Below are 313 nucleotides of genomic sequence, written 5' to 3'. Positions count from 1 at the left end.
AATTTGTCATGGGTGCAGGAAAAACCATTGAGATCTCGGTACAAAATCAAAAGGTGATCGTACGGGATTACGGAAGGGGAATTCCGCTTGGAAAAGTAGTTGATGTGGTTTCCAAGATGAATACCGGGGGAAAATATGACACCCGCGCCTTCAAGAAATCAGTTGGATTAAACGGGGTAGGTACAAAGGCAGTTAATGCCCTTTCCAGCAGTTTTAGAGTCGAATCCACAAGAGATGGCAGATCAAAGTCGGCGGAATTTGAGCAGGGAAATCTTATTACTGAAGAAGAGCTCGAAGAAACCTCCAGGAGAAG

Annotated in this window: 1 pseudogene; it reads left to right on the top strand. The window is 44.7% G+C overall.

Annotation, left to right across the window (positions count from 1 at the left end):
• Nucleotides 1–313: pseudogene (locus HC175_RS22415) on the top strand (ATP-binding protein); the annotation flags it as partial.

Source organism: Salinimicrobium oceani (assembly GCF_012037645.1).
Note: the sequence above shows the minus strand (reverse complement) of the source record. Positions and strands in the feature narration are given on the sequence as shown.